19 protein-coding genes and 2 riboswitches are annotated in these 19307 nt (G+C 74.6%); of the genes, 5 read left to right on the plus strand and 14 right to left on the minus strand.

Going from position 1 to position 19307, the window contains the following annotated elements:
* Positions 1 to 86: 86 nt before the first annotated feature.
* From LC193_RS01305 to LC193_RS01320, 4 genes are all read right to left on the minus strand, one after another.
* Complete coding sequence (locus tag LC193_RS01305) at positions 87 to 833, minus strand: SDR family oxidoreductase (RefSeq protein WP_226070495.1); 747 nt, start codon at positions 831 to 833, stop codon at positions 87 to 89.
* A 49-nt stretch (positions 834 to 882) separates the two neighbouring features.
* Positions 883 to 1644 (minus strand): 3-oxoacyl-ACP reductase FabG, encoded by a 762-nt coding sequence (fabG, locus tag LC193_RS01310; RefSeq protein WP_226070497.1) that lies wholly within the window; start codon positions 1642 to 1644, stop codon positions 883 to 885.
* An 86-nt stretch (positions 1645 to 1730) separates the two neighbouring features.
* A complete protein-coding gene (locus LC193_RS01315; protein WP_226070499.1) occupies positions 1731 to 2153 on the minus strand; it encodes a DUF3037 domain-containing protein in 423 nt (140 codons plus the stop codon).
* A complete protein-coding gene (locus LC193_RS01320; RefSeq protein WP_226070501.1) occupies positions 2150 to 3004 on the minus strand; it encodes a HipA family kinase in 855 nt (284 codons plus the stop codon). The genes LC193_RS01315 and LC193_RS01320 overlap by 4 nt, the downstream gene beginning before the upstream one ends.
* Positions 3005 to 3151: 147 nt before the next feature.
* Between LC193_RS01320 and LC193_RS01325 the strand changes: the two genes are divergently transcribed.
* Positions 3152 to 3574 carry a Rieske (2Fe-2S) protein gene (locus tag LC193_RS01325; protein WP_226070503.1) on the plus strand — a complete coding sequence of 141 codons (423 nt, stop codon included), beginning with the start codon at positions 3152 to 3154 and terminating at the stop codon, positions 3572 to 3574.
* Here LC193_RS01325 and LC193_RS01330 read toward each other — a convergent pair whose 3' ends face one another.
* Both LC193_RS01330 and LC193_RS01335 read right to left on the minus strand, forming a co-directional pair.
* Complete coding sequence (locus tag LC193_RS01330; RefSeq protein WP_226070506.1) at positions 3575 to 4537, minus strand: LysR family transcriptional regulator; 963 nt, start codon at positions 4535 to 4537, stop codon at positions 3575 to 3577. It lies immediately after the preceding gene.
* A gap of 95 nt (positions 4538 to 4632) precedes the next feature.
* Positions 4633 to 5964: an aminotransferase class I/II-fold pyridoxal phosphate-dependent enzyme gene (locus LC193_RS01335; protein WP_226070508.1), complete on the minus strand. Its 1332-nt coding sequence runs from the start codon at positions 5962 to 5964 to the stop codon at positions 4633 to 4635.
* 57 nt (positions 5965 to 6021) lie between these two features.
* Between LC193_RS01335 and LC193_RS01340 the strand changes: the two genes are divergently transcribed.
* Positions 6022 to 6717, plus strand: a complete 696-nt coding sequence (locus LC193_RS01340) for a pyridoxamine 5'-phosphate oxidase family protein (RefSeq protein ID WP_226070510.1) — start codon at positions 6022 to 6024, stop codon at positions 6715 to 6717.
* On the opposite strand, the gene LC193_RS01345 is transcribed toward LC193_RS01340, so the two are convergent.
* Positions 6604 to 7647 carry a DMT family transporter gene (locus tag LC193_RS01345; protein ID WP_226070512.1) on the minus strand — a complete coding sequence of 348 codons (1044 nt, stop codon included), beginning with the start codon at positions 7645 to 7647 and terminating at the stop codon, positions 6604 to 6606. The two genes, LC193_RS01340 and LC193_RS01345, sit on opposite strands and share 114 nt — an antisense overlap.
* Positions 7648 to 8018: 371 nt before the next feature.
* Here LC193_RS01345 and LC193_RS01350 point away from each other — a divergent pair, with 371 nt between their 5' ends.
* Positions 8019 to 8735: a DUF4232 domain-containing protein gene (locus tag LC193_RS01350; protein WP_226070514.1), complete on the plus strand. Its 717-nt coding sequence runs from the start codon at positions 8019 to 8021 to the stop codon at positions 8733 to 8735.
* Between the two features lie 31 nt (positions 8736 to 8766).
* Here LC193_RS01350 and LC193_RS01355 read toward each other — a convergent pair whose 3' ends face one another.
* On the minus strand, positions 8767 to 9570 hold the full coding sequence (locus tag LC193_RS01355) for a CPBP family intramembrane glutamic endopeptidase (protein WP_226078436.1): 804 nt from the start codon (positions 9568 to 9570) through the stop codon (positions 8767 to 8769).
* A 72-nt stretch (positions 9571 to 9642) separates the two neighbouring features.
* The gene (locus LC193_RS01360; RefSeq protein WP_226070516.1) at positions 9643 to 11133 is read right to left on the minus strand and encodes a glutamate--cysteine ligase family protein; all 1491 of its coding nucleotides are present in this window, start codon (positions 11131 to 11133) and stop codon (positions 9643 to 9645) included.
* 274 nt (positions 11134 to 11407) lie between these two features.
* Between LC193_RS01360 and LC193_RS01365 the strand changes: the two genes are divergently transcribed.
* A complete protein-coding gene (locus LC193_RS01365) occupies positions 11408 to 11980 on the plus strand; it encodes a hypothetical protein (RefSeq protein WP_226070518.1) in 573 nt (190 codons plus the stop codon).
* A 71-nt stretch (positions 11981 to 12051) separates the two neighbouring features.
* On the opposite strand, the gene gcvP is transcribed toward LC193_RS01365, so the two are convergent.
* Positions 12052 to 14964: an aminomethyl-transferring glycine dehydrogenase gene (gene gcvP, locus LC193_RS01370; RefSeq protein ID WP_226070520.1), complete on the minus strand. Its 2913-nt coding sequence runs from the start codon at positions 14962 to 14964 to the stop codon at positions 12052 to 12054.
* A 62-nt stretch (positions 14965 to 15026) separates the two neighbouring features.
* A riboswitch (glycine riboswitch) is annotated at positions 15027 to 15142 on the minus strand.
* Between the two features lies 1 nt (position 15143).
* Positions 15144 to 15241, minus strand: a riboswitch (glycine riboswitch).
* 133 nt (positions 15242 to 15374) lie between these two features.
* On the opposite strand from gcvP, the gene LC193_RS01375 reads away from it, so the two are divergent.
* Complete coding sequence (locus tag LC193_RS01375; protein ID WP_226070523.1) at positions 15375 to 15722, plus strand: PRC-barrel domain-containing protein; 348 nt, start codon at positions 15375 to 15377, stop codon at positions 15720 to 15722.
* 44 nt (positions 15723 to 15766) lie between these two features.
* Here LC193_RS01375 and LC193_RS01380 read toward each other — a convergent pair whose 3' ends face one another.
* The 4 genes from LC193_RS01380 to LC193_RS01395 all read right to left on the minus strand — a co-directional run bounded on the left by LC193_RS01380 (position 15767) and on the right by LC193_RS01395 (position 19207).
* Positions 15767 to 17149, minus strand: coding sequence for a DNA polymerase IV (locus LC193_RS01380; protein WP_226070525.1), 1383 nt, complete (start codon positions 17147 to 17149; stop codon positions 15767 to 15769).
* Between the two features lie 54 nt (positions 17150 to 17203).
* On the minus strand, positions 17204 to 17770 hold the full coding sequence (locus LC193_RS01385; RefSeq protein WP_404819507.1) for a MerR family transcriptional regulator: 567 nt from the start codon (positions 17768 to 17770) through the stop codon (positions 17204 to 17206).
* 179 nt (positions 17771 to 17949) lie between these two features.
* Positions 17950 to 18423 carry a bifunctional nuclease family protein gene (locus tag LC193_RS01390; protein WP_086161676.1) on the minus strand — a complete coding sequence of 158 codons (474 nt, stop codon included), beginning with the start codon at positions 18421 to 18423 and terminating at the stop codon, positions 17950 to 17952.
* A 79-nt stretch (positions 18424 to 18502) separates the two neighbouring features.
* The gene (locus tag LC193_RS01395; protein ID WP_226070529.1) at positions 18503 to 19207 is read right to left on the minus strand and encodes an FHA domain-containing protein; all 705 of its coding nucleotides are present in this window, start codon (positions 19205 to 19207) and stop codon (positions 18503 to 18505) included.
* Positions 19208 to 19307 lie beyond the last annotated feature (100 nt).

Here is a 19307-nt window from a genome sequence, read left to right on the forward strand (position 1 = left end):
TCCAGGAATACGCGGTGCTTTGCGACGGCCCCGCCATCGGGCCGTCGGTCACCACGAACGTACCTCCTGGCACCGACACCGGCCTGTCAGCCGAGTCCCGCGTTGAGGAACAGACCGCCGTCCAGCACCAGTGTCTGCCCGGTGATCCAGGCGGAGTCGGCCGAGGTGAGGAACGCGGCGGCACCGGCCACGTCGGACGGCTCGCCCAGCCGTCCCAACGGGTAGGGCGCCGCGGCCTCTTCCTCGCGGCCCTCGTACAGCGCCGCGGCGAACTTCGTCCTGACGACCGCGGGAGCTATGGCGTTCACCCGTACCCGGGGGGCGAACTCGTGCGCCAGCTGCTCGGTGAGGTTGATCAAGGCCGCCTTGCTGACCCCGTAGGCGCCGAGGAAGGGGGAGGCGGTCAGCCCGGCGACGGAGGCGATGTTGACGACCGTGCCGCCGTTCTCGCGCTGCCAGGCGTGCCAGGCGCGGCGGGCGAAGCCGAACGCGGACAGCACGTTGATCTCGAACACCTTCGCCAGCAGCGCGGGTTCGGCGTCGGCGAGGCCGCCGAGCACGGGATTGCGGCCCGCGTTGTTGACCAGGTGGTCGACCCGCCCCCAGGCGTGCATGACGCGGTCGATCACCTCGTCCTGGTGTGCCTCGTCGTGGGCCTTGCCCGCGACGCCCATCGCCCGGTCGGAGCCCAGGGCGTCGACGGCGGCGGCGAGGGCGTCGGCGTCGCGGCCGGTGAGGCACACCCGGTCGCCGCGCGCGAGCAGGGCCTTCGCGATGCCGTGGCCGATGCCGCGGCTCGCGCCGGTTATCACGGTGACGGGTGCGGTACTCATGGGTCTGCGCGCTCCTCGGTGTCTCGGGCCGGCCGGTGTCCCGGGCCTGTCAGTCCAGCGGGCCGCCGGCCACGTACAGCACCTGGCCGGAGACGAAGCCCGAGGACTCGTCGGTGAAGAACGCGATGGCCTCGGCCACGTCCTCGGGCCGGCCGACGCGCCGGACCGGGATGCTGTCGGCCGCCGCCTGCTGGAACTCCTCGAATCCGACGCCGACCCGGGCGGCGGTCCGCGCGGTCATGTCGGTGACGATGAAACCGGGCGCGACCGCGTTGGCGGTGATGCCGAACTTGCCCAGCTCGATCGCCAGGGTCTTGGTGAAGCCCTGGAGCCCGGCCTTCGCGGCGGAGTAGTTGGCCTGGCCCCGGTTGCCGAGCGCGGAGCTGGACGACAGGCTCACGATGCGGCCGAACCCGGCCTGCACCATGTGCTGTTGGCAGGCCCTGGCCATGAGGAACGCGCCGCGCAGGTGCACGTTCATGACGGTGTCCCAGTCGCCGTCGGTCATCTTGAACAGCAGGTTGTCCCGCAGCACGCCCGCGTTGTTGACGAGGATCTGCGGCGGGCCGAGTCCGTCGGCGACCCGGGCCACCGCCGCCTGCACCGCCTCGGCGTCCGCGACGTCGCAGCCGACGGCCAGCGCCCGGCCGCCGGCCTCGGTGATCGCCGCGACGGTGTCCGCACCGGCCTGCTCCTCCAGGTCGATCACGGCGACCGCGCGCCCCTGGGCGGCCAGCCTGCGCGCGGTGGCCGCGCCGATGCCCCGGGCCGCTCCGGTCACGATGGCGACGCGCTGATCGCTGGTGGACATGGTGTGTTCTCCTCGTCGTCGTCGACAGCCGGGCTACCGCCAAGTAACCAGCCTGGGGTGACGCTAGAAAGCGGAGGCACGATCTGTCAACGGACCAGCACGTGAAGCAGCCGCTCCAGTTCCGCGGCCGGGTCCGCGGTCAGTCCCGTGTGCACGGGCCCCGGCTGCACGACGGTGCTGCGCGGCGCGACCAGCCAGCGGAAACGGCGCCCGGCGTCGTCACCGCCCGCGGGCCCGGCCGCCCGGCCGCCGAGGCAGACGCATTCGGCCGCGGCCAGGGCCGCCAGCACGCCCGGCACGTCGGCGGCCGGGTCGAGCGCCCGGAGCCGCGCCTCGTCGAGGTGCACCCGGGCCGCGAGGAAGGAGCGCGCGCGGCAGTACAGGACCACACCGGCGTTGATGGACTCGCCGCGCTCCATGCGGGGGACCACGCGCAGCAGCGCGTACTCGAACACGTCGCGGACCGCGGTCCCCGCGACGTCGCCGGTGGTGGGGTGGGTCGTCGTCATCGGGCGCCGTCCTTCCGGCCGGGGGCGACCGCGTCGCGGCGGCGGTGCGGCCAGGAGGTCAGCCAGCCGGGGGCTTGGGAGCCGCGGTCGGGCGTGGGCTCGCCGAGGACGACGCGTTCGTGCACGGAGGCGGCGCGCGCCGCGAGCACCTCCGCGTAGGCCGCGCGGACCTCGCCAGGACCGGCGAAGCCGGGCTCGTCCGCGAGCCACGCGTCGGGCACGTCGGCGAGGGTGCCGGCCAGCGTCTCCTCGGTGACCAGCGGGGCCAACTCGGCCGCCGCCGCGGCGACGTCGGGGCCGAAGGGCGCCAGCGCGTGGTCGGACGCGTCGTACGGCCTGGCCGCGGAGGCAGCCGCCGTGGGCCAGTTGTGGTGCCAGATCAGCGCGGCGCCGTGGTCGATGAGCCACAGATCGCCGTGCCAGACGAGCAGATTGGGGTTGCGCCAGGACCGGTCCACGTTGTTGACCAGGGCGTCGAACCAGACGACGCGGCCGGCCTCGGCCGCGTCGACGCCGAACGCCAGCGGGTCGAAGCCGATCGACCCCGGGAGGAAGTCCATGCCCAGGTTGGTCCCGGCGCTGGACTTCAGCAACTGCTGCACCTCCTGGTCCGGTTCGCTCAGCCCGATCACCGGATCGAGCTCCAGGCACACCAGTTCGGGTACGCGCAGGCCGAGACGGCGGGCGAGGCCGCCGCAGATCACCTCGGCCACGAGGGACTTGCGGCCCTGCCCCGCACCGGTGAACTTCATCACATAGGTGCCGAGATCCTCGGCCTCCACGATGCCCGGCAGCGAGCCCCCCTCACGCAACGGGGTGACATACCGGGTCGCGAACGTTTCGCGCAGCATTCCCCCAGGTTAGATCCTGTGCCGCCGTTCCTGTCGCGGCACCGGCAGGGGAACGCGTCGGCACGCCCGCGAGGGCGCTAGGGTCGGCCCCCGGCGGGGGTGGCGGCCGGTGCCCGCCGCCCGCACGGCGAGGGAAAGTGGAGAGACATGAGTGACGAGGCGGGCCTCCTGCGGCGGCCCACGACCAGGCGGAGCGTGGTCGCGGCGGGCGCCGCGGGACTGACCGGGCTGCTCGGCGCCTGCGGCGCGGGCAGCGGCGGCGGCGAGCGCGGGGGTGAGCCGGGCGAGCGGCTCGGCTCGGCCTCGCAGGTGCCCGAGGGCGGGGGCACGGTGTTCGGGGAGCAGGGCGTCGTGGTGACGCAGCCGGCGGCGGGCGAGTACCGCGGCTTCTCCGCGATCTGCCCGCACCAGGGCTGCACCGTCTCCGAGGTGCGCGACGGGACCATCGACTGCCTGTGCCACGGCAGCAAGTTCGCCATCGAGGACGGCAGCGTGGTGCGGGGCCCGGCCACAGAGCCGCTGGCCCCGCGGGAGATCGCCGTCAGCGGGGACACCGTCCGCCTGGCCTGATCAGCCGGCCGCGTCCGGGGGGCCGCCCACGGGGGCGGTCGCGTCGATCGCCTCCTGGTCCTGGGCGACGGAACGGGCCGCCGCCCGCAGCGCGCCCACCGCGGCGGCCACCGAGGGCCGCCGGTCGTCGCCGGCCCGCCACACCGCGTACAGGCGGCGGGTGATGGTGCGCCGGACCGGCACCACGGCGACGCCGGCCGGCACCGGGGCGCGGCCCAGGCGCGGGGCGACCGCGACGCCGAGCCCGGCCGCGATCAGTGCGAGCTGGGTGTGGTGCTCGGCCGCGGTGTGGGTGACGCGCGGTTCGATGCCCCGGCCGCGCAGGGTGAAGAGCAGCCACTCGTGGCACACCGCGCCGGGCGGCCAGGACACCCACGGGTCGTCGGCGAAGTCCTCCAGGTCGACCCGGTCCCGGCGCGCCAGCGGATGGTCATCGGGCATGGCGACATCGGCCACGTCGTCGAGCAGCGCCTGCCGCGACAGCCCGCCCGGCACGGCCAGCGGCCGGTTGTACCAGTCGAGGACGACGGCCAGGTCGAGCGCGCCCCGGTCGAGCTCCCGCAGCGCGTCCTGCGGCTCCATCTCCCGCAGCCGCGGCTCCAGTCTGGGGTGGCCGGCCCGCAGGGCGGCGAGTGCCCGGGGGAACAGCCCGCGCGCCGCCGTGGCGAACGCGCCGACCAGCAACTCCCCCACGGCGCGGCCGTGCTGGGCCTCCAGATCGGCGTGGGCCAGCTCGACCTGGGCGAGGATCCGGCCGGCGTGCTCGCTCAGCAGTCGGCCCGCGTCCGTGAGGCGGACGCCGCGGCCGTTCTTCGCGAGGAGCCGCTGCCCCGCCTCCCGTTCCAGTTTGGCCATCTGCTGCGACACGGCGGAGGTGGTGACGTGCAGGGCGCCGGCCGCCGCGCTCACCGAGCCGTGCTGGCTGATGGCGTGCAGGACGCGGAGCCGGTCGATGTTCAACACGTAGCGATGCTACTGCGCCATCTCCCTTCCCTCTCAGGCTGCTTCACCTTCGGGGGTTGGCGCCGTGCCCGGCCGCGGGGCCGCCGCCTCGCGCCTCAGCCGTAGCGGCGCGGCGCGGGCGGGCGGACGGCGCGGGCCACCGCGTCAGCGAGCGGCACCGTCTCGGCGGGGGCCAGGGTGGCCACCGTCACCCGCACCGCGGGCGGCGTGGCGATCCGGAACCGCGCGCCGGGCGCGACGGCCCAGCCGGCGTGCAGCAGCCCGGCCACGGCGGCGGTCTCGTCGGGGACGGGCACCCATACGTTCAGTCCGCAGCGCCCGCGCGCGGGCACCCCACGCGCCCGGAGCGCCCGCAGCAGCGCCTCGCGACGCTCGTCGTAGGCGCGCGCCGCCGGGGACGCTCCGGCCGGGCGCCGCGCCCACAGCCGGGCCACGGCGCCCTGGAGCACGTGGCTGACCCAGCCGGGGCCGAGGCGCTGGCGCCCGATGACCCGCTCCACGGTGTCCGCGTCCCCCGTGCACACCGCGACCCGCAGGTCGGGGCCGTGGGCCTTGGCCGCGGACCGCGTGAACGCCCACCGCCTCGTGCTGCCGGCGAGCGGGAACAGGGGGACGGACACGATGCCGTCGCCGTGGTCGTCCTCGACGACGAGGACGTCGGGGTGCTCCGCGAGGGCCGCGCGCAACTCCTCGGCGCGCGCCGGGGTGAGCGCCGCGCCGGTCGGGTTCTGCGCGCGTGCGGTCACGATGACGGCGCGCACGCCCTGCCCGAGGGCGCGCGCGAACGGGCCGGGCTGCGGGCCCTCGTCGTCGACGGCGACCGGGACGGGGCGCAGCCCGAGGGCGGGGAGCAGGTCGAGGAGCGCGCCCCAGCCGGGATCCTCGACGGCGACCGCGTCGCCGGGGCGCAGGCGCGCGGCGAGGACGCGTTCGATCGCGTCGAGGGCGCCCGAGGTGACGGCGAGCGGCCCTTCGGGCAGGCCGTCGCGCGCGAACCGCTCCCCGGTGACGCGTTCGAGGTCGGGGTGCACCGGGGGGCCGCCGTAGAGCACGGGGGCCGCGGCGGCCTCGGCCGCCGAGGCAGCGAGCGCGGGGCCGAGGGAGTCGAGCAGGTCGGGGTCCGGGTTGCCCTCGGTGAGGTCGCGCGCGCCCGGGGGCACGGCGGGCCCGCGCGCCTCGCGGGGGGTGTGCGCCGGGCGGGCGCGGACCCGGGTGCCGCGGCGGCCGGCCGTCTCGACGACGCCGCGCTCGCGCAGCGCCCGGTAGGCGGCGGCCACGGTGTTGGGGTTCACGCCCAACTCCGCGGCCAGCTCCCGCAGCGGCGGGAGGGCCTGGCCGGGGGCCAGGTCCCCCGCGCTCACGGCGTTCTCCACGCTGGTCGCGATTTCGGCGGCGCGCCGCCCTTCGATCCGATATCCTCCTAGCACATTGACCATTTTGCACTATTGCAATACCGGCGGCAAGTCCGCCACCGAGGAGGCGCCATGTCCTTCCCGCCCACCGGCACCGCGGCCGACCGGACGCCGCACGAGGGCTCCGGCTACCGGAGGACCGCACGCACGACCCCCGCCCGGGCCAAGGAACGGGTGGGCTACGACCGGCAGTCGGTGCACTCCGTCCTCGACGAGGGCTACGTGTGCCACCTCGGCTTCGTGCGCGAGGGCGCCCCCGTCGTGCTGCCGACCCTCTACGCGCGCGAGGGCGAACGGCTGTACCTGCACGGTTCGACCGGCGCGACCGCCGTGCTCGGCGCGCGCGGCGACGGGCTGGCGGTGTGCGTGACCGTGACGCACGTGGACGGGCTCGTGCTGGCCCGCTCCGCGTTCCACCACTCCGTCAACTACCGGTCGGTGGTGGCCCACGGCACGGCCCACCCGGTGCGGGACACGGCCGAGAAGGCACGCGTCCTCGACCTGCTCGTCGACCACGTGGTGCCGGGCCGGGCGGCCGACTGCCGCCCGGCCGACCCCAGGGAACTGGCCGCGACCGGTGTCCTGGCACTCGACCTCGCCGAAGTCTCGGTCAAGGTGCGCGCCGGCGGCCCGAACGACGACCCCGAGGACCTCTCACTCCCGCACTGGGCCGGCGTCCTCCCGGTCCGCACGGTCCACGGGCCGCCCGTCCCCGCCGGTGCGCCCGCCTCCGCTCCCGGCTACCTGACGGCTTACGCCCGCGCCTGACCTGCCCTCCGCGAGCACGAGGCCCACCACGGAACCGAGGAGCAGGAAGGTGCCGGCGACCACGGCGGGGGTCAGCCGTTCGCCGAGGAAGGCCACGGCGATCAGGGTCGCCGTCAGCGGCTCGATGAGGACGATCACCGAGGCCGTGGCCGCCCGCACCACCGCCATCCCGGCGAAGTACAGCGCGTAGGCCAGCGCCGTGGGCACGGCCGCCAGGTAGCCGAGCAGCCACAGCGAGACGCCCAGGTTCTCCGCCTGCGGCAGCACGCCGACGACCGGCGCGAAGGGCAGCAGCAGCGCGGTGCCCACGGCCAGCGAGGCCAGGGCGTTGTCCAGCGGGCCGCCACCCGCCCCGGCACGGCCCTGGCCTCGGCTGTAGAGGGTCATCACCGTGTAGCCGGCCGCCGAGAGCAGCGCGAACAGCACGCCGGGCAGCTGTACCGTGCCCGAGCCGCCCGCTCCGCCGAGCGTGAGCACGACGAGTCCGGCCAGCGCGCCCGCCACCGCCACGACACCGCCCCGGCCGAGGCGTTCGCCCAGGAACAGCCGGCCGCCGATGGCCACGAGCACAGGACCCGCGCCGAGGGTGACCACCGTGCCGACGGCCAGCCCCGTGCCCTCGACAGCCGCGAAGTACGCGGCCTGGGAGAGCGCGAACGACGCCCCGAGCACGCCCGCGCGCGCGACGCGGCGCACCCAACTCGCCTGGGGCGCGCCGGTCGCCACCCGGCGCGGGGCGCGCCGGCGGAACAGCGGGCGAACGGCGAGCAGCAGCAGCGTTCCGCCGGCCATCCGCCAGAAGGTCAGGGCCAGCGGCCCGAGGCCGCTGCTCTCGAACAGCCGGGCGCCGACGGCGCCCCCGGTGCCCCACAGCACCGCGGCGAGGGCGACGAAGACCAGACCGCGTCCGCGGCCGGCCGGGGCAGGCACGGACGGCTCGGGGCCGCCCGGGGGAAACGAGGGCCCCGCGGGGCCCGTTGAGACGGAATGACGCACGAGAGTTCTCCCACACGACGAGGATTGGCCATCACATCCCGAGTGCGGGCAGGACCGGGCGACGCCAGGGCTCCGCCTGGCGTGCGAATCGGCGGGACCGCCCGCGTCAGACGGCGGGCGGCGGGAGAACGGTCCTGATCACGCCGTCATCCTAGGGCTCTGGAACGGTGTTCGTCGCCCTTACGGGGGATCATCTCCCGGTCCTGGCGTGCCGATCGACGCCAGGGGAACCTGTTGTGACGAGGGCACGTCCCATCCTCACAGCACTCCTCCGCCAAGCCGGACACCCCCCCACCGGAGGAACCATGACCTCTCATTCCGCACGCACCGCCGTGGCCGCCGCCATCGCCGTGCTGATCGCCGCCGGCTGCTCCGCGTCCGAGGGGTCCGACGAGCCCGCGCGCTCATCGGACGCCGCACCGGCGGACGGCTCCGCCGCCGGTTCCGGCCGGGAGGCCGGCCAGGACTCCGCCGCGGCCGGCCCGGCCGACGACACCCCCGACAGCGCCCCGGAGGACACGGACGACGCGCGGGCCCCGCAGGAGGCCGACGGCGCCCGCGAGGACGCGGCGGCCCCGGACGGCCGTCCCGCCTGGTGCTCGCCCGACGCGCTCACGGCCGCCGTGCGCGCCCTCGAACCGGCCGCGGGACACCGCTACGCGGCGCTCGTGCTCACCAACACCTCCGACGCCAGCTGCCGGACCCAGGGCTGGCCCGGGCTCCAGCTGACGACCGGCGAGGGCGGCGAACTCCCCACCACGACCGTCCGCGACCAGTCCACGGACGCGCGGGCGCTCACCGTCGAGCCGGGCGGCAGCGCCTGGGCGCGGCTGCACTGGAGCGCGGTGCCCGGCGACCAGGACCCGGCCGACGGCGACTGCGGCCCCGCCCCCGCCGGGCTCGCCGTGATCCCGCCGGACACCCGCGGCGCGACGAGCACCGGGTGGGACCTCGGCTCGGTCTGCGGCGCCGGACGCATCGAGGCCCAGCCGTTCGCCGCCGGTTCAGGGCCCGGGCGCTGACGGCCCGGCACCGCGGCGAGCGGTGCCGGCCTCAGGCGGTGGGGAGCCAGTCGACCCGCCCGGCGAGCAGCGCGTAGCCGATGAAGGCGACGATGTCGATCAGCGCGTGCGCCACGACCAGCGGCATGACCCGCCCCCACCGCCGGTACAGCCAGCAGAAGATCACGCCCATGGCGATGTTCCCGAAGAAGCCGCCGATGCCCTGGTACAGGTGGTAGGTGCCGCGCAGCAGCGAGCTGGCCACCAGGGCGCCCAGCGGCGTCCAGCCGAGCTGGTCGAGTCGGCGCAGCAGGTAGCCGACGACGATGACCTCTTCGAGCACCGAGTTCTGGATCGCCGAGAGCACCAGGACCGGCATCTTCCACCACACGTCGGGCAACGACTCGGGAACGACCGTCAGGTTGGCGCCGGCCGCGTGCGCCCCCAGGTAGAGCGCGAGGCCGCTGCCGCCGATGCCCGCCGCCACGACCGCGCCCCAGGCCAGGTCGAACGCCGGTCTGCGCCCGTCGAATCCCATGCCGCGCAGCCCGGGCCCGCCGGCCTCGGCCCGCTCCCGCAGCAGGAGGTGCGCGACCAGGGCGACCGGCACCAGCGCCGTGGTGATGCCGAACAGCTGCCACGCCAGGTCGAGCCAGGGCCGGTCGGGGGCGCGGGACCCGTTCAGCGTCGCGGCCTGCTCGCTCAGCCCGCCCGGGCGCGTGAGCACGCCGGAGAACCGGATCAGCGCCCCGATGGCGCTCGCGCCGACCGAGACGCCGAGGACCAGCAGCACTTCCTGACCCAGCACCCTGCGCCGCGGCAGGCCCCCGCCGCCGTCCGCGCGCACCTCGGTCACCGGCTCGGGCTTCGGCCCCACTTCGCCTCCGTTCACGCGCCCCGGTCGCGCGCCCGCGCGGCCGGCCGGGCGTCAGGTGCCGTCCGGCCAGCTGTGCACGGGAGCGTCCGAGCGCGCCAGTTCGCTGTACCTCCGGACGAGCGCGCGCAGCGCGTCGTTCCGGTCCGCTCCGTCGGCCACCGCCTGGTGGTAGACCCGAGTCTGCCAGCCCGCTCCCGTGACGCCCCGGCGGCATCGCCCCTCGATCACGCCGAGGTAGTGGTCGCGGTCCGCGGCGGCCACGCCGAAGGCGTCGAGGCCGTCGGCGGCCAGCGGCAGCAGCACGTCGAGGACCAGCTCGGCCGCGGGGCGCGGCTCAAGGCCGCCGGTGCGGCCGGGCCAGGTCAGCTCGGCACCGATGCCGTGCCTGCACGCCGCGAAGAAGTTGTCCTCGGCGACGGCGAACGGCAGCCGGTGCCAGACCGGCTGCTCGGCATCGGCCAGGGCCCGTACCAGGCCGTAGTAGAACGCCGCGTTGGCCACCATGTCGGTGACGGTGGGCCCGGTGGACAGCACCCGGTTCTCCACCCGCAGGTGCGGCGTTCCGTCGGCGACCGCGTACACCGGGCGGTTCCAGCGGTAGACGGTGCCGTTGTGCAGGGCCAGTTCCGACAGCAGGGGGGTGCCGCCGGCGTCGAGCACGTCGAGCGGTTCCTCCTCGCCGCACAGCGGCAGCAGGGCGGGGAAGTAGCGGATGTTCTCCTCGAACAGGTCGGCGGCCGAGTCGATCCAGCGCTCCCCGAACCAGGTTCTGGGCCGCACGCCCTGGGCCGCGTGCTCGGGGGGCCGGCTGTCGGTGATCTGGAGGAAGAACGGGGGGCGGGACTCGTGCCACAGCTCGCGGCCGAAGACGAACGGGGCGTTGGCCCCGACGGCGATCTGCGCGGCGGCGGCGGCCTGGGCGGCGTTCCACGTCGGGGCGAATCGTTCCGGCGTGACCTGGAGGTGGAGTTGCACCGAGGTGCAGGCGGATTCCGGGGCTATGGACTCGAACGTCTCGCGCAGCGTCTCGGTGCCGCTGATGTCGACGCTCAGCCGCTCCCCGCGGGCCACCATGATCTGGTCGTTGAGCAGCGTGTACCGGTCGTCGGCCGAGAAGGTGCCGGGTGCCATCTGCTCGGCCGTGATCGTCGGAAGCACTCCGGTCGGCACCAGGGCGGCGCCGAATTCCCCCGCCATTCTGTCGGCATAGCCGAGTGCGATGCGCAGTTCTTCGGCCAGATCGTCGAAGACCCGGCCGGAGAGCCTTCTGGGCACCATATTGAGTTCCAGGGTGAATTGCCCCAGCTCCGACTGGAAATCGCCGCTGGCCATGCGGGCCAGAACGTCCTCGTTCACCATGCGCGGCGCCCCGCGCGCGTCGGCGAGGCACAGTTCCACCTCAAGACCGATGCGGTCGCGCGGCCCCGCGAACCGGTTCTCGCGGAGCAGCGTCTCCAGCGCTTCGAGGCACGCGTGCAGCCGGGCCCGGAACCGGTGTCGCGCGTCCAGGTCGAACCGGTCGGCAACGACCTTCTCCCCCATGGGGCACCTCCTCGGTCGGGCGTGTCACGCGCTCGATTCTGCCCAGGGGGCCGGGAGGGCACGCCTGCCGCGTCCGCCGCGCCGCCGCCGGCCCGGCATATACCAACGGAATACTCACCGCCACCGCGGCCCTCTTGAGCGGCTGAATTCCCCCCTTGTGGAAACCTTGCCGGTCGGCTACTTGAAACGTAGGGAGAACATGCCGCGTATAAAATCCGGCACGGCGTGTCTCCCTACAAGAGGCGACCTACTCCGAAGCGAGAGGCGACCCATCATGCCTGTGAACATCCCCGCGGCCCCGGCTGCCGCCGAGGAATGCGTCCGTTCCGCACTCGGCCCCGCGACGACGCGGGCCGGGCGTCCCCCGTACCTCGACCACGGCGACCTGGACCTGGACCTGCCGCTGCCGGTGCACCGGCTCGGGCCGGTGGCCGGGACCCTCACACCGCCCGGCGCCCGGCTGACGGGCTGGCGCTTCCTGCTGACCCGTGAAGGGCGAACCGTCGGGGCGGCGGAAGCCGCGCCCACGGCGGACGGCTGGGCGTTCTCGCACTTCTGCGAGGGCCCGTACATCGCGTCGACGGAGCGGACGGTGCGCCTGGCCGAGTCCCTGCCCGAGACCTACCAGCCGCGCCTGCTGTCGGTGCCCGAGCTGTACATGCTGACCCTCTGGCTGCACTCCGAGTCCGCCGCGGAGCCCGGCGAGGGCAGTCCGCTGCCGCAGGACCTGCTGGTCCCGCTGACTCCCGCGCCGCCCGGCATCGCCGCGGGCCGCGCGGTGCGCACCGATGTGCTGCTGCCCCTGCTGAGCACGCGGCTGGCACCGCCCGTCGGCCTGGCGAGCTGACCGACACGGCGGCACCGGGGCCGGCCCGCGACGGCGCGGACCGGCCCCGGTTCGCGTGCCGGGTCCGGCGGTCAGCCGGCGTGGTCGGCGTACTCGGCGACCGGCGGGCAGGAGCAGACGAGGTTCCGGTCGCCGAAGGCGCCGTCGATCCGCCGCACCGGCGGCCAGTACTTGCCGTCCCGCTCCTCCCGGGTGCCGGTGGGGAAGACGGCCTGCTGCCGGGTGTAGGGGTGCGGCCACTCGCCGCTCAACTGGGCCGTGGTGTGCGGGGCGTTGGCCAGCGGATTGTCATCCTTCGGCCACTCCCCCGACCCGACCCGGTCGATCTCGGCACGAATCGCGATCATGGCGTCGCAGAAACGGTCGAGCTCCGCCAGGTTCTCGCTCTCCGTGGGCTCGATCATGAGCGTCCCGGCCACGGGGAACGACATCGTGGGCGCGTGGAAGCCGTAGTCGATCAGGCGCTTGGCCACGTCGTCGATGCTGACGCCGGTCGCCCTGGTCAGCGGGCGGACATCGATGATGCACTCGTGGGCGACCAGCCCGCCGGGCCCGGTGTAGAGCACCGGGTAGTGGGCTTCGAGGCGCTTGGCGATGTAGTTGGCGCCGAGTACCGCCGCCTGTGTGGCCCGGCGCAGCCCCTCGGCGCCCATCAGCCGCAGGTAGGCCCACGAGATCGGCAGGATGCCCGCCGAGCCCCAGGGCGCCGCGGCGACCGGGCCGATGCCTCCGCCGGCCGGGCCCGCGGCCGGCTGGAGCGGGTGGCCGGGCAGGTAGGGCGCCAGGTGCGCACGGACCGCCACCGGACCGACGCCGGGACCACCGCCGCCGTGCGGGATGCAGAACGTCTTGTGCAGGTTCAGGTGCGAGACATCCGCGCCGAACCGGCCGGGACGGGCCAGGCCGACCAGCGCGTTCAGGTTGGCGCCGTCCACATAGACCTGACCGCCCGCGTCGTGCACGGCCGCGCAGATCCCGGCGATGTCCTCCTCGAACACCCCGTGCGTGGAGGGGTAGGTGACCATCAGCACCGCGAGTTCGTCCGCGTGCTTCTCGATCTTGGCCCGCAGGTCGTCGGCGTCCACGTCACCGTTCTCGCCGGTGGCGACCACCACGACGCGCATGCCGGCCATGACGGCGCTCGCGGCGTTCGTGCCGTGCGCGGAGGACGGTATGAGGCAGACGTTCCGCCCGGGCTGCCCGGTGGCGCGGTGGTGGGCGCGCACGGCGAGCAGGCCGGCCAGCTCGCCCTGCGAGCCGGCGTTCGGCTGGAGCGAGACGCGGTCGTAGCCGGTGATCTCGGCCAGCCGCTCCTCCAGCTCCCGGATCATGCTCAGGTAGCCCTCGGCCTGGTCGGCGGGGGCGAACGGGTGCAGCTCGGCGAACTCCGGCCAGGTCACCGGCTCCATCTCCACCGTCGCGTTGAGCTTCATGGTGCAGGAGCCGAGCGGGATCATGCCGCGGTCGAGCGCGTAGTCCTTGTCCGCCAGCCGCCGCAGGTAGCGCAGCATCGCCGTCTCGGAGCGGTGCCGGTGGAAGACCGGGTGCGTCAGGTACTCGTCGTGGCGCAGCAGCCCCTCGGGCAGCGCGTCGGGAGTGCGCGCGTCCAGCGCGTCGAGGTCCGAGGCGTCCCGGGCGGCGCCGAACGCCGACCACACGGCCGCCAGATCGCCGCGCCCGGTCGTCTCGTCGCACGTGACGCCGACGTGGTCGGCGTCGGCCTGCCACAGGTTGACCCCGGCCGCGCGGGCCGCGGCCACGACCTCGGCGGCCCGGCCCGGCACGCGGGCCGTGACCGTGTCGAAGAACGCGTCGTGCACGACCTCGACTCCCGCCTCCCGCAGCCCGGCCGCGAGCAGCGCGGCGTACCTGTGGGTGCGGCGCGCGATGGCGGCGAGGCCGTCGGGACCGTGGTAGACGGCGTACATGCCGGCCATGACGGCGAGCAGCACCTGCGCGGTGCAGATGTTGCTCGTCGCCTTCTCGCGGCGGATGTGCTGCTCACGGGTCTGGAGGGCGAGCCGGTAGGCCGGGGCGCCGTCCGCGTCCCGCGAGACGCCCACCAGGCGCCCCGGCAGGCTGCGGGCGAAGGAGTCCCGTACGGCCATGTAGCCGGCGTGCGGCCCGCCGAAGCCCATCGGCACGCCGAACCGCTGGCTCGTCCCCACCGCGATGTCCGCGCCCAGCTCACCCGGCGAGGTGAGCAGCGTCAGCGCCAGCAGATCGGCCGCGACCGTGACCACGGCTCCCAGCTCGTGGGCCCGGTCGACGAGCCCGCGGAGGTCGCGCACCGCGCCCGAGGCGCCCGGGTACTGCACCAGCACGCCGAAGATCCCGCGTTCCGCCGCCTCGTCCGGGATGCCGCCGCTCAGGTCGGCGACCACCACCTCGACGCCGGTCGGCTCCGCGCGGGTGCGCACGACGGCGACGGTCTGGGGCAGGCAGTCCGCGTCGACGAGGAAGACGCCCTCCTTGACCTTGCCGACCCGCCGGGACAGCGCCATGGCCTCGGCGGCGGCCGTGGCCTCGTCGAGCAGCGAGGCACCGGCCGTCGGCAGCCCCGTGAGGTCGGACACCACCGTCTGGAAGTTCAGCAGCGCCTCCAGCCGGCCCTGGGAGATCTCCGGCTGGTACGGCGTGTAGGCCGTGTACCAGGCCGGGTTCTCCAGGACGTTCCGCAGGATCACCGGCGGCGTGAACGTGCCGTGGTAGCCGAGGCCGATCATGGAACGCAGCACGGTGTTCCGCGCGGCGAGCCCGCGCAGTTCGGCGAGCACGCCGGCCTCGTCCCGCGCCTCGGGCAGGCGCAGCGCCTCGGTGGTGCGGATGGACTCGGGCACCGCCGCGGCGGTGAGGTCGTCGAGCGAGCCGAAGCCGACCTGCGCCAGCATCTTCGCGCGGTCCCGCGCGTCGGGCCCGATGTGCCGGGCGGCGAACGGAGTGCCCTGCTCCAGGGCGGACAGGGGAATGCGGCGGTCGGTCATCGGGAGGCTCCTCCTGGTCGCGGTGACCTGCGGGGGTGCCGGGCGGCGGTGCCCGGCGGGCCTCCCCCTCTGTCATCTCGACCTGAGAGCTTCACCGCGCCGCGGGGGCACGGCTTGCACCGTCGGTGAGGGCGGACCCGGGCACCTGCGCCCCGCACCGCCCTGCTTTCCAGAGTGGCCTGCCCCGCGCGGTACGGGTGCCTGAGAGATTCCGGGGAGGAGTTGCTCCTTCGGCGCCCGGGCCTGGTGGGCACCGGGACTCTCCCGCACGGGGTTGACGACCGCCTCCGAGGGTACCAGCGCAGGTCGGCGCGGGGACCTGCGCGCCACTCGACTGGCCAGTGTGCGAAAAGTGGCTTTTCTTAGAGATAGGACGCCTTCGGGGCCAGTGGTGATCAGTTGGAGGAAGCGTGCAGACCGATATCGACCCGCGGAGCCTGATCGGCCGCAAGGCGTTCGACCGCGACGGCGCAAAAATCGGAACCGTGGACGAGGTGTACCTCGACGATGCCACCGGGGTCCCCGAATGGGCGGCCGTGCGCACCGGGATCTTCACCCGGGACGCGTTCGTCCCCCTGGAGCCCAGCGAGCTCGTCGACGAGGCCCTGCGCGTCCCGTTCACGCGCACCCTCATCCGCGACGCCCCCGACTTCGGTGTCGGGCGGCACCTGTCGCCCGAGCAGGAGTTGCAGCTGTACCACCACTACGGGCTCGACGTGCCGCGCGTCGGCCCGGACGACCCGCTGTCCGCCCCGTAGCGGCCCGCCGGGCACGCGGGGCCCCCGGCCCGCACGCCGGGGCGTCAGGCCGGCGCACGCGGCGGGAGCAGCGCACGCTCCCCGGGCGGGTCCGCGGCCCCCGCGCCCTCCACGAGGGGCAGCGGCGTGCCGGGGCCCAGCTCCGGATCGTCGACGCGGAAGGTCCGCACCCGGCCGGGCGGCGACCCCGGGCGCTCGAAGCGGACGGTGACGCGGCCGAGACCGCTGCCCTGCACCCAGCCGGGCCCGAAGCGCGCGTGCGCCACGTCGAGCCCGGGCAGCCATGCGGGCGCCGGGGCCGCGGGCCCCCCGGCCGGCTCGGCGACGGCCGGCGCCGGCTCTTCGGCCGCGGCGGGCAACGCCTGCGCGAAGAGATCCTCCTGGGTCCAGTCGGCCAGGCCGCTGATCGCCACACCGAGCAGCCGCACGCCCTCCGTGGTGTCCACGCCCTCGATGAGCCGCCCGGCGGCCTCCCGCACCACCCGCGGGTCGTCCGTGGGGCCGCGCAGCGTGTCGGAGCGGGTCAGTGTGGTGAAGTCGTGCCGCCTGACCTTCAGTACCACCGTCCGGCCCGCGCGGCCCGCCGCGCGCAGCCGCTCCGTGCACCGGTCCGCGAGCCTGGCGACCTCGTACCTGACGCGCGCCCGGTCGGTGACGTCGACGGGGAAGGTGTCCTCGACCGAGATCGACTTGGCTTCCTGGTCCGCCACCACGGGCCGTTCGTCCACGCCGTTGGCCATGGCGTACAGGGCGGCGCCGTGCGCCTTGCCGAGCAGGCGCACCAGCTCCGCCTCGCCGGCCCGCACGGTGTCCCCCACCGTGGCGATCCCCGCCCTGCGCAACGTCTCGGCGGTGGCCGGGCCGACGCCTGGCAGGGTGCGGACCGGAAGCGGTGCGAGCAGGTCGCGCTCGGTGCCGGGGACGATCAGCCGCAGGCCGTCCGGCTTGGCCTGCTCGGAGGCGATCTTGGCGAGCATCTTGGAGGCCGCGAGGCCGACGGAACCGGTGAGGCCCGTGACCTCCTCGATCCGCGCGCGCAGCCGCTCGCCGGTGCGGCGGGCCTCCTCGGCCGACCCGGCGCCGCCGCCGGCGTCGAGGTCGATGAACGCCTCGTCCAGGCTCAGCGGCTCGACCAGCGGTGACAGCTCGGCCAGCAGGGCCATCACGGTCTCGCTGATGCCGCGGTAGACGGCGAAGCGCGGCACCAGGAACGCCGCGTTCGGGCACAGGCGGCGGGCCTGCGCCATGGGCATCGCCGAGCGCACACCGAAACGGCGGGCCTCGTACGAGGCGGTCGCGACCACGCCGCGCGGGCCGAGCCCGCCGACGATGACGGGCTTGCGGCGCAGGCTCGGCTTGGCCGCCTGCTCCACCGAGGCGTAGAAGGCGTCCATGTCGAGGTGCAGAACCGTCGGTCGGCCTCTCACACCACCGATGGTGCCGCACGCCTGTGACAACGCACCCGCGCGCGGGTGCGGCCTTCAGCCCGTCCGGTGCCTGCGGCGCGCCAGCTCGTCCTCGGGGTGGGCGACGGGGACGGACTCGCCCGTGTCCAGCCGTTCCGCGCCGAGCCGCGCGAGCGCCTGTTCCACATCGCTCCACACGGCGCCGACCGCGATGCCGAAGACGCCCCGGCCGCCCCGCAGGAGCTCGGCCAGCTCCTCGGGCGAGGCGCAGCGGTACACCGTGGCGCCGTCGCTCATCAGGGTGAGTCCGGCCAGATCGGCCAGATCGGCCGACTGGAGTGCCTGGACGGCCGTGCGGATGCTCTGGAGGGAGATCCCCGCGTCGAGCAGCCGTTTGACGATCTTGAGGACGAGGACGTCCTGGAAGCTGTAGAGGCGCTGGGTGCCCGAGCCGTGCGCGGGCCGCACGCTGGGCTGGACGAGGCCGGTGCGGGCCCAGTAGTCCAGCTGCCGGTAGGTGATGCCGGCCGCCGCGCACGCGCTCGGCCCCCGGTACGCGAGCCGACCGTGCGGCTCGCGGTCCTGCGCGGCCTGAGGTGGTCCGAGGCCCGGCGCCGGCGGCGCGCCGGGGAGGGAGGTCATCCCGCCGACCGCCCTGCTGTCCCCGTTACCTGTCACGCCGGCCTCCGTTCCGCATGCCCCGACCGTGTCCTCGCCGCTCACCGGCTGTTGCGATGAGCACGCACACAGCGCTCCTCCCAAGACATGCCCCATTGACGCTAGGCATCCACACTCAGCGCGTCAACGATCGCCACGCGCCGCTACTGGCTGCCCGTTCCGAAGTCCTCGGGGGAGATTTTCTCCAGGAACTCCCTGAACCTCTCCACCTCGTCCTCCTGCTCGTCCGGGATGATGATCCCGGCGTCGTCGAGCACGGTGTCGCTGCCGTAGATCGGCGTGCCCGCGCGCAGGGCGAGGGCTATGGCGTCGGACGGACGGGCACTGACTTCCACGCCGCTGGAGAACACGAGCTCGGCGTAGAAGACCCCGTCGCGCAGGTCGGTGATGCGTACCGCGCTCAGCTCCTGCCCCACCGCCTCAAGCACGTTCTTGAAGAGATCGTGCGTCAACGGCCGCGGCGGGGTCATACCCTGCTGGGCGAACGCGATGGCGGTGGCCTCACCCGGCCCGATCCAGATCGGGAGGTAGCGGTCACCGCCGACTTCACGGAGTAGCACGATGGGCTGATTGTTGGGCATTTCCACCCGCACGCCCACGACGTCGAGCTGATTCACACAGCAACCCTAGGCGGTGCCCGGTGCATTTGGATAGTCGAGCACCGCCGAGCGGCAGGCGGAAGGCCCGCCGGGTGGGTCAGAACCCCTGCCGGCTGCCGAAGAAAACCAGCCGATACTTCCCGATCTGCACCTCGTCGCCGTTGTTGAGCACGGCCGAGTCCAGTGGCTCGCGGTTGACGTAGGTGCCGTTGAGGCTGCCGACGTCACTCACCGTGAAGCTGCCGTCCTGGCCGCGTCGGAACTCCACGTGACGGCGGGAGACCGTCACGTCGTCGAGGAAGATGTCGCTCTGCGGGTGCCGCCCCGCCGTCGTCAGCTCGCCGTCGAGCAGGAAGCGGCTGCCCGAGTTGGGCCCGCGCCTGACGATGAGCAGCGCGGAACCGGGCGGCAGCGCCTCGACGGCGGCCTGCGCCTCGGAGGAGAGCGCGGGGGCCGGGTGCTGGCCGGTGACCTCTGCCTCGTAGGCCTCAAGCCCACTGATCGAGATCGTGGACGTCGTCTCGGACGAGCCGTCGAGCCCGCCGCGCAGCCCATTGCCGCAATTGGAGCAGAACCTGCTGGTCGCGGCCGACTTGTGACCGCAGCGCGAGCAGGTGACCGTCCCGCCGCCCGGCCCCTGGGAGCCTATGCCCCCCGGCCCCGCCACCTCGTCCCGGAACAACGGGCGCCCGGGCTCGCCACCGGGTGCCGTCGCTGGGTCGCCTTGCTGGCGGGCGTGGCCCCGGGCGGCGCTGTGCGTGCCGCGCCGACGCCTGCCGAACAATCTAGCGAAAAAGCTCACCAGCGATCCCCTCGTACCTAGCCCGGCCCGTCGTCGCACGGGACCGGTCCATTTTCTCTCACCTGCTGTGCGGGACGTCGTGTCGACGTCCCCGGCCTCG

The sequence above is a fragment of the Streptomyces marincola genome (assembly GCF_020410765.1).
Lineage (GTDB): Bacteria > Actinomycetota > Actinomycetes > Streptomycetales > Streptomycetaceae > Streptomyces > Streptomyces marincola.